Consider the following 12,131-nt stretch of genomic DNA (forward strand, 5'->3'; position numbering starts at 1 on the left):
CCCGCGCACCGCGTTATGCTCTGAGCGCGAGCCTCACCACAGGCATGATCCGGGCGTGTCGCCCTTGGATATCTCACATGTGAGTTAGAGTATCTGCGTGACGCAACAGACCACTCCGGCCAGCATCGGCCGTCTCATCCGCGATGCGCGCAAGCAGCGCGGGCTGACCCAGAACCAGCTCGCCGAGGAACTCAGCACCAGTCAAAGTGCAATCCATCGCATCGAATCCGGAGGGCAGAATCTCTCCCTGGAGACGATCAACAAGATCGCCGCCGCGTTGGAATCCCCGCTCATCGTCGCAGGGAAATCCGGAACCTTGAACCTGAGGATCGAGGGTGGGACCCGACTCGCGGGGTCGATCGAGACCCGTTCCAGCAAGAATGCCGCGGTCGCCCTGCTGTGCGCGAGCCTGCTCAACCGCGGTCGCACGGTGCTCAAGGGAATCGCCCACATCGAGGAGGTCAACCGGCTCCTCGAGGTGCTCACGAGCATCGGCGTCGAGACGCAGTGGTCGGCCGACGGCAAGGATCTCACGCTACACCGCCCTGAGAGCCTGAGTCTGGACACCCTCGACGTCGAGGCAGCCCGCCGCACCCGCTCCATCATCATGTTCATGGGCCCGCTGAGCCGTTTCTTCACGGACTTCAAGCTGCCCTACGCCGGAGGCTGCAATCTGGGGGTCCGTACGGTGGAGCCTCACATGCACTCGCTGAGCCACTTCGGGCTGAGCGTCCATGCCGGCGATGGGCACTACCACGTGAAGGTCAGCTCGGTCAGCACCCAGCGGCGTCACATCGTGCTCACCGAGCGCGGCGACACCGTCACCGAGAACACCCTCATGGCCGCGGCCATCGCGCCGGGCGTCACGGTGATACGCAATGCCAGTCCCAACTACATGGTGCAGGACCTGTGCGCCTTCCTCATGCTCCTGGGGGTGCAGATCGACGGGGTCGGCACCACCACCTTGACGGTGCGCGGCTTGGACGAGGCCCCCGACATCGATGTCTCCTACGAGGTCAGCGAGGATCCCATCGAGGCCATGAGCCTCATCACGGCCGCTGTCGTGACGACATCCGAGCTGACGATCACCCGGGCCCCCATCGAGTTCCTCGAGATCGAGTTGGCCATCCTCGGCGAGGAGATGGGACTCCACTACGACCTGAGCGAGGAATACCGTTCCGGGAACGGGCTCACCCGCCTGGTCGACATCACTGTGCATCCCAGTGAGCTGCGGGCTCCCAAGGACAAGATCCATCCCATGCCCTTCCCCGGGCTGAACATCGACAATCTGCCCTTCTTCGCAGTGCTGGCCGCCACGGCCGACGGCCAGACGATGATTCACGACTGGGTCTACGACAATCGGGCCATCCACCTGCTGTTGCTCAACCAGCTGGGCGCGCGAGTGCAGTTACTTGACCCGCACCGGCTCATCATCTCCGGGCCGACGGGATGGCGCAGCCGCGACATGGTCTCCCCTCCGGCGCTCCGTCCGGCCGTCTGCGTCCTGCTGGCCATGCTGGCGGGCAAGGGAACGAGCGTGCTGCGCGATGTCTACGTGATCAATCGCGGCTACGAGGACCTGCCCACCCGACTCAACGCGCTGGGAGCTCATGTGGAGCCCTTCTACGAGTGAGCCTCACGCAATTCGTGTTGCGCGGAAGGTCTGCGGGGGACGCACGAGCTCGTCCTGGTGAGCCACCAGGGCCAGCTCGCCACCACCTCTACCCGCGGTTCCCGACAGCACTGCATGCACGGCACCGGCGGTGAAGGCCAAGGCCTCGGCCACGGTGTCTCGCTCCAGCAGCCGGGCAAGGAAGACAGCGGCCGTGAGGTCCCCGCAGCCGCTGAAACTGCCTGGCTGACGCGGCGTCTGGACATACCAGGCGCCCGCCGGCGTCACAGCGATCATGGCGACGCCAGTCGAGGTCACCTCCGCTGCCTCGACAGATGTCACCAGCACCACCTCGGGACCGCGGTCCAGCAGCTGGCGTGCGGCGGCCACCACCTCATCGAGGTGGCTGGTGGAGCATCCGGTGAGGGTCTCCAATTCGAACAGGTTCGGAGTCGCCAACCAGCAGCTGGGCACCAAGTGCCCGGCGAAGAATGCCGGCAGGTTTGCCTGGCAGTACAGACCCCCGGAACGCTCCCCCATGACCGGATCGCAGCAGATTCGCGCCGCCGGGTTGCGGCGCCGCACCAGCTGGGCGATGCGCAGCACGGCCCTCCCCATCGCCTCGTCAGGCAGGTATCCGGTGAGCAGCGCATCCACCGAGCCGAGCACTCCCCGCTCGTCCAGGCCAGCGACGATGTCCTCGACCTGGCGGGGGGACAGCTGGATGCCGTGCACGGTGGGGTAGCCGTTGTGATTCGACAAGGCCACCGTGGGCACGGGCCAGCAGTCGATGCCCATTCGGCGCAGCGCGAAGGTTGCGGCGGAGTTCCCTACGAAGCCATAGCTCACCGCGGACTGGATCGACACGATCTGGGCCATTGCGGCATTGTGCCACCGTCTGCCCGGATCCGACCCTGCGTGCACCTGGCCCCTGGCCTGCCCCCCAGCCTCCCGGTTCACCGCGAGCTCGCGACACTTCGGCCTGGCAGCATGGATCCATGTCTGCCGCCGAGATGAGTGCCGTGCGCCCCGCATCATGCCCCGCGTCGACGAGCAGTGCGCCCAGAGGAACCGCGTCAGCGGGGACCGCGCCAACGGGCACCGCACCGACGTCCGGCGGGCCGGCATCGCCCGGAGCGAGAGTTCGCCCGCCCGGTCGGCTCACTCCCCACGGCATCCGGCCCGCCCTGCCCCGGCAGGACATTCCCCGCAGGGAGCGTTTCGCCTGGCGGGCCCGCATCCGCGCCAATCCGGCCACCCTGCTCGTGTACCGCACCGGGGTGGGTGCGTTCGGTACCAGCCTCGTCATTGCTTCCCTGCTGCTCGGTTGGCTGCCGGGCCCCGGTGGCACTCCCCTCATGCTCGCCGGCCTGGCAGTGCTGGCCAGCGAGTTCCGGTGGGCGCACATTCTCACCGTGCAGGCGATGAGATTCCTTCGGCAACTGCGCCGATTGCCGACCCCGGTACAGGCCCTGTTCTTCACCGCCGTCGGCGTCATGGTGGCACTGGCTGCCTGGCTCGGCCTCGTGATCGTCGGGGTGCCCGACTGGCTGCCCGGGTGGCTCGGCGCGGCCTTGGGTCACCTGCCCGGGGTGCCCGGCTGAACTGGCGCCCGCCGGGCCGGGCGAGCACACTTGGCACGTGTCTTCACCGCGCGCCAATGCCACCAGATTCGAGTATTTCGACACTCCCTTCGCGGCATTGGCACACCGTGGCGGCTGGGACGAGCACTGCCCGGCCCCGCTGGAGAACAGCCTGAGGGCCTTCGAACATGCCGTTGGGGACCTGGGATACCGCTATGTGGAGACAGACGTGCACGCGACAAGCGATGGCGTGCTCATCGCCCTCCACGACGAGCACCTCGACCGGGTGACCGATCGTCGCGGAGCAGTCAGCGAGTTGCCGTTCAGCCAGGTGCGCCGGGCACTGATCGGCGGTACCGAGCCCATTCCCACCATGGACGAGGTCTTCGAGGCCCTGCCGCAGACCAGGATCAACATCGACATCAAGCAGGAGAACGCAATTGTTCCGCTGGTGGACGCCATTCGGCGTCACCGGGCCCAGGCAAGGGTGTGCGTGGCGAGTTTCAGCCCAACGCGCCTGCTACGCTTTCGTAGACTGATGGGCCCCACGGTGGCGACCGCGGCGTCCATGGATGCGGTGGCTTGGTCCGCCTATGTACCCTGGCTTCCCAGGCTGATCAACGCCGGAGTCCAGGCCTTCCAGATTCCCCGGACTCAGTGGATCGGGCCCCTCCGGGTACCGGTTCTCACCGCCTGGCTGCGCTCGGTGGCACGCGAACGCGACATGCGCGTCCACCTGTGGACTGTTGACGGCCAGCAGGAAATGACCGAGCTCATCGACGCCGGTGTGGACGGTATCGTCTCGAATCGGATCGACGTGCTCAGGCGCGTCGTGGCCGGGCGTGGCCAGTGGAGTTGAAGGAACAGAATGACCGGCGTGGCGCGTTGTGCCTATGCGCTCTCCCGGCCGCACGGGCATGGGGCGATCGCACATGCATGACGAGCACGTCCTGGACAAGGAGTTGACATGGCAGATCGAGCATTACGCGGCATGGGTCTCGGGGCCAAGAGCTTCGAGGACGAGGAAGGTGTCGAGTTCGCGGCACGAAAGGTGCTGGGTTTTGACTGCCCCAAGGGGCACCACTTCGAGATGACCTTCTCGACCGAGGCGGAGTTACCGGTCGAGTGGGAGTGCCCACGGTGCGGAGCAACGGCTGTCCGCAGCGACGGCACCAAACCGGAGGACAAGGAGACCAAGCCGCCGCGCACCCACTGGGACATGCTCCTGGAGCGCCGCTCCATCCCGGAGCTGGAGGAACTGCTCGCCGAACGCCTCGAAGTGATCCGCAAGATCCCCCACTACTGAGCTTCTCCTCGCCGCCCTCCGGGAGCCGCGAGGCGGTGGCTCAGCGCCGGTCGTGTCCGGCGAGCTTCCTCCTCACCGGCCCCGAGAGCTTCTCGGCCAGCGCGCACAGCTGGGCACCGCGGCGCTCGGCTCCCCACACCGTGGTGCGCACGAGGGCCTCGCCGATGATGGTTCCGGTCATCTTCGATTCGCCGAGCCTGCGATCGGGGAAGCTGATCGGCACCTCCGCCACCGTGCCGCCAGCCTCCAGAACCCGACGTGTGAGGTCGACCTGGAAGGTGTATCCCTTGGAGGCCACCGAGTCGATGTCGATGGCGCGGAGGGCCTCGGCGCGGAAGGCATTGAATCCGCCCGTCGCATCGCGCACCGGGATGTTCATTGCGGCCTGCACATAGATGTTGGCCAAGCGCGACAGCCATTCACGTCGGGCGCCGTAGTCGACCACTTCACCTCCCGCCATCCAGCGCGAACCCTTGACCATGTCGGCGCTGGCGAGCCGGTCGAGGATGGCGGGCAGGAACTCCGGCTGATGCGATCCGTCCGCGTCCATCTCGACGAGTGCCCCGTAGCCGTGCTCGAGTCCCCAGTGGAAACCGGCCACATATGCGGCTGCCAGGCCTGCCTTGCCCTCGCGGTGGAGCACATGGACGTGGCTGTCGGCGCTGGCCAGCCGGTCGGCGATCTGGCCCGTGCCGTCCGGGGAGTTGTCGTCGGCGACGAGGACATCGGCGTCAGGAACCGCCGCACGCAGCCGCGCGGTGATCGCCTCGATGTTCTGGGCCTCGTTGTAGGTGGGAATGATCACCAGAACTGCCCCGAGGGGAGGAGGAGTGACGGTCATGATGCTCCGTTCGCGCAGTTACTCATCGCTGGCCCGCCGCGGCTTCGGTGCGGGGACCCGGACAGTCTAGCCCTGAGGGCTGGTGACTCCCCGCCGGGCGCCTACGGCGCCGATGACTCCGGCCAGAGCCGTGAGGATCGAGATGACAAGCTCGATTGCCGGACCGACCCACATGGCGGGAGTTGTGCCCGAGCGCAGTGGCACGGTGAACGTCTGGGAATACGCACTGGCCTCGGCGCTGCGCGCGAGCACCCTGCCTCTGCCGTCGATGAGGCCGGAGAAGGAGTTGGTGGTCGCCACGACAATCTCGCGGCGCATCTCCATCGCGCGGACGCGGGTGATGGCGAACTGCTGGAGCGGCTGCATGGTGCCGGTGTAGGTGGAATTGTTGGACTGCACGGTGATGACCTGGGCACCATGTCGCTCGGTGTCGTAGACGGTGGAATCGAAGGCCAGCTCATAGCAGATGATGTCGCCGACGCGCACCGTGCGCCCGCCGTTGAGCTGCCCGTCGATCACTCCGGGGCTGGTCCCCTCGACCGTCTGCCGCCCCACCTCTCGAGCCATCGGCACGAGGGCGAAGACAAGCTTCTTCATCGGAGTGAATTCCCCGAATGGCACGGCGTTGCGTTTGGCGTAGCGGGCGGTCTCACCCTGCTCGGTCCACCACAGGCCGGTGGTCTGGCGTCCGTCCTCGCCCGGCCCGTCCGTCACGGCGCCGACGAACATCGGGCGCCCGGCAATGAGCTGGGCATCGTCGAGGATCTGCGCCGTCTGGGGGTCGTCGTTGGGATCCATGTCGGTTGAGTTCTCCGGCCACAGCACGAAGTCGGGCATCGGGTCAACACCAGTACGTGCCCTCGCCATCGCCATGATCGTCTCGGACAGGTGGTTGTCGGTCACGGAGCGGGCATAGCCCATGGTGTGCGGCCCCGCCGAGCCATCCACATCGCCCTGCACCGTGGCCACGGAGATGGAGCCCTGGGCACTGATCGGCCCCGGCGCCCGGGCCAGCAGCGCGCCAGAGCCGAAGAGCAGCGCTGTTGCCGTCAGCGCCGCCAGTCCCCGGCCCAGGGGCCGACGTGAGAGTGCCGACCCCGTGCCGGGGAGATCGGCGTGGCGCCATGCGGCGAAGCCGTCGAACGCAGCAAGGAGCAGGGTTCCCACGAGCGCCACGAGCCAGCCGACGCCGGTGACGCCGATGACCCACAACCAACCGCCGAGCGGTTGATCGGGAGTCGTGAATCCCAGGCGGCTCCAGGCAAATCCGCCGAAGGGAATGCGCTGGCCCAGCGCCTCGGCGAGCGTCCACGCCCCGGCAGCCCACAGCGGCCAGCCCCGCACCCGCTGGACGAGATGCTGGACCACGCCGGTGAGCAGCGTCCACAGCGACAGGAAGGGCACCAGGAGAAGGGGCATCCACCAGCCCACGACGTACTCCCAGCTCACCGTGAGGGCCAGCATGACCAGACCGGCCACGAAGCCACTCCACGCAGCGCGCCGAGCACGGCGCTGGCGGGTCAGCCAGCACAGCAGGGCCACGCCGAAGGGTGCCGTGAACCACAGCCCGTAAGGCTGGAACGCCAGACCCACCAGGGCACCGGCCAGAGCGGAGAGCAGCGTGGAGATCCACCAGGGCAGCGTGACGGGCCGACGCCGCGCACTGACGAGGAGAACGCCCCATGGGCTGGTCCGGGCCGCTGAGATCACGCTGCCACGCTACCAGCGGCCGATGACGCACAAGGCCTCGTGCGGAGGGTCGGTCAGACCGGCGAACCGGTGGCTCGCGAGGGCGCCCGGTCAGGAGCCGGAGCGCTGGGTGACCGGCACGTCCAGAGGCGGGCGATCGTGGAACAGGGTGCGCAGCACCACGGTCGTGGCGGTGTTCACCTTCGCGCGTTCGCGGATCTCGGTGAGCAGGTCGTCCAGTTCGTGGGGGCTGCCCACCTCGGCCAGGCAGACATAGCTCGCTGCTCCGGCGACGGAGAAGCAACTCCCCAGCTGGGGCATCGATTCCAGCACCGACTCCACATCCTGGGAGCTTTCGCCGTGCGGGCGGATCTGGATGATCGCCATGAGCGAGCGTCCCAGCGCCGACTCGTCGATCTCGGCACGGTAGCCGCGGATCACACCGCGTTGCTCGAGTCTGCGGACACGCTGTTGGGCTGCGGAGGTCGACAATCCCGTCTGGCGCCCGATGTCGGTGAAGGACATCCGCCCGTCACGCGCCAGGAGCGCAAGGATGTGCTGATCAGTCGACTCCATAGCCCACATGCTGGCAGAAGCTGGCCGCCCGCCCCGGGCACGACCACATCGTGCAACGCGATGCGCTGTGCTCCCCCACTGTGCTCTGGGCGCCGCATGCCCCTCAGGTCCGGCGCTCCAGCACGTAGATCGCCGAGCCGGCCAGCAGATTCGCCGAGCGCTGCGTCCAGCCGATCGGCAGTCTCGGCGGGCGCCCGTCGCCGTTGAGGGGGATCCTGCGCCGCACCGCGAGGCCAACGTCGTCGAAGAGCTCCTCGAGGGTGAGCAGCGTCGTGTGATGCAGATTGGGCGTGTCGTACCAGCTGTAGGGCAGGTCCTTGCTCTGCGGCATCTTGCCGCCGAGCAGCCGAAGCCGATGGCGCCAGTATCCGAAGTTGGGCATGGTGACGATCATCCGCTGGGCGATCCGCCGCATCTGCTGCAGCACCTCCTTCGGCCGCACCACCGCCTGCAGGGTGCGCGAGAGCACGACGACATCGAACGAGTCGTCGCCGAACTCGCCCAGTTGGACGTCGAGGTCGAGTTCGACCACCGGGACGGCTCGCGAGATCGCCTGGAGGACGGCTTGCGGGTCGCGTTCGACGCCGGTGCCACGACAACCGCGCGTACTCATGAGGTACTCGAGGAGTTCTCCGTCGCCGCAGCCCAGATCCAGCACATTGCTGCCGGCCTCGATGAGCGAGGCCACCCACTGCAGGTCCTGGCGCAACAGCACACCCTGAGCCCGGTCATAGCTGTCGGTCACTGTGCCTCCTGGGCCAGCCGGTGCCGCAGCGGGCTTGGCACAGCTGACTGGCTCGCCATCTCGTCCACCCGGGGTCGCGCCAGCTGCGACGGCCGGGGGTGCCTCGAGTGCGGGCGAGACTGCCCATGCGTGGCCGATCGGTGTACCTGGCGACGTTCCAGGAAGGCGCGGACGGTGTCGAGATAGGGGTCGATCTTGAGCAGGAAGGAGTCATGGCCCCAGGGTGCATGGATCTCCCGGAACGAGACCGGCAGACCACCGGCCAGCAGATGGCGCACGATGCGGCGGGAATGCTGGGTTCCGAAGCGCCAGTCCGAGTCGAAGCTCATGACCAGGAAGTTCACCGGCGAAGCCTGCACCCGGCTCAGCGCCAGGGGATCGGCGAAGGGGTCGAAATAGTCCATGACGCGGGTGAGGTAGAGATAGCTCAGGGCGTCAAAGCGGGTGATGAATACGCTGCCCTGGTGGTCCAGATAGCTCTCCACCGCGAAATCCACACCGAAGCCCCGGGTGGCCGCATCGAACTGCGGGCGTCGTCCGAACTTCTCCTCGAAACCCTCCTCGCTCGTGTAGGTGATGTGGGCCATCATCCGGGCCACCGCCAGACCCACATCGGGATTGAGATGATGCTCGGCGAAGTGGCCGCCGTCGAAGTTCTCGTCGCGCATGATCGCCTCCCGGCCCACTGCGCTGAACGCGATGTTCTGGGCGGTCAGCCGACTCGAGCTGGCAACGACAACGGCATCATCCATGTCCTCCGGGTGGCTCAGTGCCCAGTCGAGCACCTGCATGCCTCCCAGCGAGCCACCGACGGCGGCGTGCAGATGACGTACCCCCAGATGCGCCAGGAGGGCACGGTGCACGGTGACGAAATCATGCATGTCGAGCAGCGGGAAGTCCATCCCGTAGGGCTTGCCGGTCTGCGGATTGATGCTGGAAGGGCCGGTGGTTCCCTGGCATCCACCGAGCAGATTGGACGCCACGACGAACCAGCGACGGGTGTCGACGGCACGGCCGGGCCCGATGAGGTTGTGCCACCAGCCAGGGCGGGTGTCACCGTCGTGCCAGCCACTGGCATGGGCATCCCCGGTCAGCGCATGACAGATGTAGATGGCATTGTCACCGGCATCGTTGAGGGTCCCGTAGGTCTCGTAGGCCACCGTGATGCCGGGCAGGGTTCCGCCCTGGACGAGGCACAGCGGGTGATCGGCGTCGAACAGCTCGACGGATTGTGTTTCGACCAGCTCAGCCGGATCGAAGGAATAGGACGATGTCATGCCCGCTCTCCCCCGACGTTGGCGCACACCAGGGCGCCAACGCGGGGAAGGGCGCGGGCGGGCGTGGACCGGGGACAGTGACCTGCGGAGTCGGGCATCTCCATGTCCATGCTCATCGGCCCGGCAACCGGGGATGAACCCGGACGCTGCGGACGCGTCTGAACCTGGATCGTCATGGAAATCTCCTGTTCCGCGGGCGCCCTGCGGTCATGACGTCCGACGCCAACAAGGCTAGTCGACGCGCAGCCATCCGCCACACTTCGAGATGGCGCGGGCCGGGTGCCTCCGTGCCCGGCGCGATCAGGGGGCCAGGCTGGTGAAGGCATCGCCCGGCTGCACGGCCCGGGTCATGATGCCGGAGGCGAGCAGGAAGGCGGACATATCGCTCCAGCGCTGGGGGTCCTGCTGGCCGATGTTGTCTCCGTAGAGCGAATTGGTGGCCTCCAGAACGGCTTTCGCGGCGTCCTTCTGTGCCTGCGTACTCAGCGTCGGAACGTACTTCGCGGCGATCGCCACAGTGTCGTCGGGATTGGTTCGGCAATAGGCGATCGACCTGGCGAGTCCACGGATGAGGGCCTGGAGGTCAGCTCTGCGATCCTTGACGGTGGCCGCCGAGGCCCCCAGCCCGGCACCGACCAGAGCGGCGTCGGGGGCAAGTCGGATCTCGCGAATGGCGAATCCGGCCTGCCGGAATTTCACCGCGTCATTGTTGGAGAAGCCAAGCACGGAGTCCACCTTGTGGCTGGTCAGGGCAGCCTGCTGGGTGAAGCCGATGGATTGGATGTTCACATCCGAGCGGCTCAGTCCTGCCTGCTTGAGGAGTGCGAGCAGCGCATACCAGTTCTGCCCGTATTCGCCGGGCAGCCCCACACTGTGGCCCTTGAGGTCCTCGGGACGGGTGATCGGCGAGTCGGCTGGAACGATGAGTTCGGCGGGATAGGTCTGGTACAGGGTGGCGAAGCTGACCACGTCGACGCCCTGGGAGCGTGAGACCATCATCTCGTCCCCACCGGCATAGACCACGTTCTCCTCCCCGGCCTGCAGGGCGCCGGTGAGCGATTCGGAGGCGCCGTGGTGGCGCAGCGTCACGTGGAGGCCTTCATCGGCGAAGAATCCCTTCTCGACGCCAACATAGAAGGGGGCGAACTGGATGTCTGGGGTGTAGGTGAGCCCTATGGTCAGCGCCTTCGCGGCGCTCCCGGAGGACTGCGGCGCCGATCCGGAACCTGCCGAACACCCTGCCAGCAGCGCCGTCAGGACCAGGAGAACGACTGCCAGCCGCCTGCTGTTTCGCCGCCTGTTCGGTGCCGGGGCGGCGATGGATTCCACAGACCTGCTGCGTGAGGCTTTCATGCGACCAGTTCCTCGGGTTGCGTGGCGTTCCCCCTGGACGCCGCCGGGATGGAAAGGGGGAGTGTGTCCACCTGCTGCGGCAGGGCCCCAGTGCGGGACCGGGATCTGGGCAGGCGATAGGGATCTGTGAGGTGCTCCACGAGGACGAGGCCCTGGTGGACGGCAACGGCCAGCGTGCACAGCACGATGAGCGTGGCGAACAGCCCGGTGGTGTCGGCCGATGCGCTCTCGACCGAGACGAGCAGGCCGAGCCCCTTGCCGCCCATGACGAACTCCCCCACGACGGCGCCGGTGACCGACAGCGTGAAGCCATTGCGGATGCCGGTGAGCAGGACGGGTCTGGCCAGTGGCGCCTCGATGGACCACAGCATGGCCCAGCCGGACGCGCCGTCGAGTTCGGCGGCCTCCACGACATCTGGGTCGATACCGCGCACGCCCAGCACGGTGGCGAGCACGAGGGGGAAGAAGACGATGAGCGCGCACAGCAGGGCGATCGGCACGATGCCGTAGCCCACCCAGATCACCAGCAGCGGCGCCAGTGCGACAGCGGGAACGGCCTGGGATGCGGCGAGATAGGGGAAGAAGGCTGCCTGGGCGAGATGGGAGCCGGCGATGAGATAGCCCAGCGGCAGGGCGATGACAGTGGCGATGAGACAGCCCATGGCGGCCTCCCCCAGTGTGACGGCAGTGCTGGCCAACAGGGAGCCGTGCACCAGGTCGTGCGTGAGCCGCTTCCACACATCCGAGGGGCTGGGCAGGAATGTGCTCGCGATCGTCTGGGATGCCGCCAGCAGGTGCCAGCCCGTCAGCACCAGAAGGCCCAGCACCAAGGGTGCGACGATGCGCGCACTCATCGGAGCCTGTCGGCCACGGCTGCGGATGCGGCTCATATTCGGTGTCCACCCTTTCCCGGTCAACGACGACCGGGGGTGCGACACGAGGCACGCCGACATGACATCCGGACACCCGAGGGCGCCCTCACAGGGCCATGACAACGCAGCACGCGTGTCCCACGTGCTCTCCCATCCGGACTTTGACCGTCGGTACCGGAATTCCACCGGATCGGCCCTGCCCCAGTGAACTGGGTGAGGGTTCGCGGACTATCACCGCCGGTTCGGATTCTCACCGACCCCGGGCACGTTGAAACGC

General features: G+C 67.2%; 13 protein-coding genes and 1 riboswitch. Of the genes, 4 read left to right on the plus strand and 9 right to left on the minus strand.

What is annotated here, in order from left to right; genetic code table 11:
- Positions 1 to 97 precede the first annotated feature (97 nt).
- A complete protein-coding gene (locus tag BMX93_RS10005; RefSeq protein WP_091970645.1) occupies positions 98 to 1,633 on the plus strand; it encodes a helix-turn-helix domain-containing protein in 1,536 nt (511 codons plus the stop codon).
- Positions 1,634 to 1,636: 3 nt separating this feature from the next.
- On the opposite strand, the gene pdxY is transcribed toward BMX93_RS10005, so the two are convergent.
- Positions 1,637 to 2,491, minus strand: a complete 855-nt coding sequence (gene pdxY / locus BMX93_RS10010; RefSeq protein WP_091970647.1) for a pyridoxal kinase PdxY — start codon at positions 2,489 to 2,491, stop codon at positions 1,637 to 1,639.
- Positions 2,492 to 2,610: 119 nt separating this feature from the next.
- Here pdxY and BMX93_RS10015 point away from each other — a divergent pair, with 119 nt between their 5' ends.
- The 3 genes from BMX93_RS10015 to BMX93_RS10025 all read left to right on the plus strand — a co-directional run bounded on the left by BMX93_RS10015 (position 2,611) and on the right by BMX93_RS10025 (position 4,501).
- On the plus strand, positions 2,611 to 3,216 hold the full coding sequence (locus BMX93_RS10015) for a PGPGW domain-containing protein (RefSeq protein ID WP_091970649.1): 606 nt from the start codon (positions 2,611 to 2,613) through the stop codon (positions 3,214 to 3,216).
- A gap of 37 nt (positions 3,217 to 3,253) precedes the next feature.
- The gene (locus BMX93_RS10020; RefSeq protein WP_091970652.1) at positions 3,254 to 4,054 is read left to right on the plus strand and encodes a glycerophosphodiester phosphodiesterase family protein; all 801 of its coding nucleotides are present in this window, start codon (positions 3,254 to 3,256) and stop codon (positions 4,052 to 4,054) included.
- Positions 4,055 to 4,162: 108 nt separating this feature from the next.
- On the plus strand, positions 4,163 to 4,501 hold the full coding sequence (locus BMX93_RS10025) for an RNA polymerase-binding protein RbpA (RefSeq protein WP_091970654.1): 339 nt from the start codon (positions 4,163 to 4,165) through the stop codon (positions 4,499 to 4,501).
- A 40-nt stretch (positions 4,502 to 4,541) separates the two neighbouring features.
- Here BMX93_RS10025 and BMX93_RS10030 read toward each other — a convergent pair whose 3' ends face one another.
- The 8 genes from BMX93_RS10030 to BMX93_RS13445 all read right to left on the minus strand — a co-directional run bounded on the left by BMX93_RS10030 (position 4,542) and on the right by BMX93_RS13445 (position 11,836).
- Positions 4,542 to 5,342 carry a polyprenol monophosphomannose synthase gene (locus tag BMX93_RS10030; RefSeq protein ID WP_091970656.1) on the minus strand — a complete coding sequence of 267 codons (801 nt, stop codon included), beginning with the start codon at positions 5,340 to 5,342 and terminating at the stop codon, positions 4,542 to 4,544.
- A gap of 66 nt (positions 5,343 to 5,408) precedes the next feature.
- On the minus strand, positions 5,409 to 7,052 hold the full coding sequence (gene lnt, locus BMX93_RS10035; protein WP_091970658.1) for an apolipoprotein N-acyltransferase: 1,644 nt from the start codon (positions 7,050 to 7,052) through the stop codon (positions 5,409 to 5,411).
- Positions 7,053 to 7,142: 90 nt separating this feature from the next.
- On the minus strand, positions 7,143 to 7,607 hold the full coding sequence (locus BMX93_RS10040; RefSeq protein WP_091970660.1) for an Lrp/AsnC family transcriptional regulator: 465 nt from the start codon (positions 7,605 to 7,607) through the stop codon (positions 7,143 to 7,145).
- Between the two features lie 103 nt (positions 7,608 to 7,710).
- Positions 7,711 to 8,352, minus strand: a complete 642-nt coding sequence (metW, locus tag BMX93_RS10045) for a methionine biosynthesis protein MetW (protein WP_245725822.1) — start codon at positions 8,350 to 8,352, stop codon at positions 7,711 to 7,713.
- Positions 8,349 to 9,629 carry a homoserine O-acetyltransferase MetX gene (gene metX / locus BMX93_RS10050; protein ID WP_091970662.1) on the minus strand — a complete coding sequence of 427 codons (1,281 nt, stop codon included), beginning with the start codon at positions 9,627 to 9,629 and terminating at the stop codon, positions 8,349 to 8,351. Before metX ends, metW begins: the two co-directional genes overlap by 4 nt.
- On the minus strand, positions 9,626 to 9,805 hold the full coding sequence (locus tag BMX93_RS12775) for a hypothetical protein (protein WP_143052882.1): 180 nt from the start codon (positions 9,803 to 9,805) through the stop codon (positions 9,626 to 9,628). Before BMX93_RS12775 ends, metX begins: the two co-directional genes overlap by 4 nt.
- A gap of 124 nt (positions 9,806 to 9,929) precedes the next feature.
- Positions 9,930 to 10,982, minus strand: a complete 1,053-nt coding sequence (locus BMX93_RS10055) for an ABC transporter substrate-binding protein (protein WP_091970664.1) — start codon at positions 10,980 to 10,982, stop codon at positions 9,930 to 9,932.
- A complete protein-coding gene (locus BMX93_RS13445) occupies positions 10,979 to 11,836 on the minus strand; it encodes an ABC transporter permease (protein ID WP_281245666.1) in 858 nt (285 codons plus the stop codon). The genes BMX93_RS10055 and BMX93_RS13445 overlap by 4 nt, the downstream gene beginning before the upstream one ends.
- Positions 11,837 to 11,992: 156 nt before the next feature.
- A riboswitch (FMN riboswitch) is annotated at positions 11,993 to 12,125 on the minus strand.
- Positions 12,126 to 12,131 lie beyond the last annotated feature (6 nt).

The sequence above is a fragment of the Propionibacterium cyclohexanicum genome (assembly GCF_900111365.1).
GTDB lineage: Bacteria > Actinomycetota > Actinomycetes > Propionibacteriales > Propionibacteriaceae > Propionibacterium > Propionibacterium cyclohexanicum.

What these genes read in the sequence shown, in the direction of transcription:
- BMX93_RS10030 (WP_091970656.1), bottom strand. Translation starts at nt 5,342, where the DNA reads ATGACCGTCACTCCTCCTCCCCTCGGGGCAGTTCTGGTGATCATTCCC.
- metX (WP_091970662.1), bottom strand. Translation starts at nt 9,629, where the DNA reads ATGACATCGTCCTATTCCTTCGATCCGGCTGAGCTGGTCGAAACACAA.
- BMX93_RS10025 (WP_091970654.1), top strand. Translation starts at nt 4,163, where the DNA reads ATGGCAGATCGAGCATTACGCGGCATGGGTCTCGGGGCCAAGAGCTTC.
- BMX93_RS10015 (WP_091970649.1), top strand. Translation starts at nt 2,611, where the DNA reads ATGTCTGCCGCCGAGATGAGTGCCGTGCGCCCCGCATCATGCCCCGCG.
- pdxY (WP_091970647.1), bottom strand. Translation starts at nt 2,491, where the DNA reads ATGGCCCAGATCGTGTCGATCCAGTCCGCGGTGAGCTATGGCTTCGTA.
- BMX93_RS10040 (WP_091970660.1), bottom strand. Translation starts at nt 7,607, where the DNA reads ATGGAGTCGACTGATCAGCACATCCTTGCGCTCCTGGCGCGTGACGGG.
- BMX93_RS12775 (WP_143052882.1), bottom strand. Translation starts at nt 9,805, where the DNA reads ATGACGATCCAGGTTCAGACGCGTCCGCAGCGTCCGGGTTCATCCCCG.
- BMX93_RS13445 (WP_281245666.1), bottom strand. Translation starts at nt 11,836, where the DNA reads ATGAGTGCGCGCATCGTCGCACCCTTGGTGCTGGGCCTTCTGGTGCTG.
- BMX93_RS10055 (WP_091970664.1), bottom strand. Translation starts at nt 10,982, where the DNA reads ATGAAAGCCTCACGCAGCAGGTCTGTGGAATCCATCGCCGCCCCGGCA.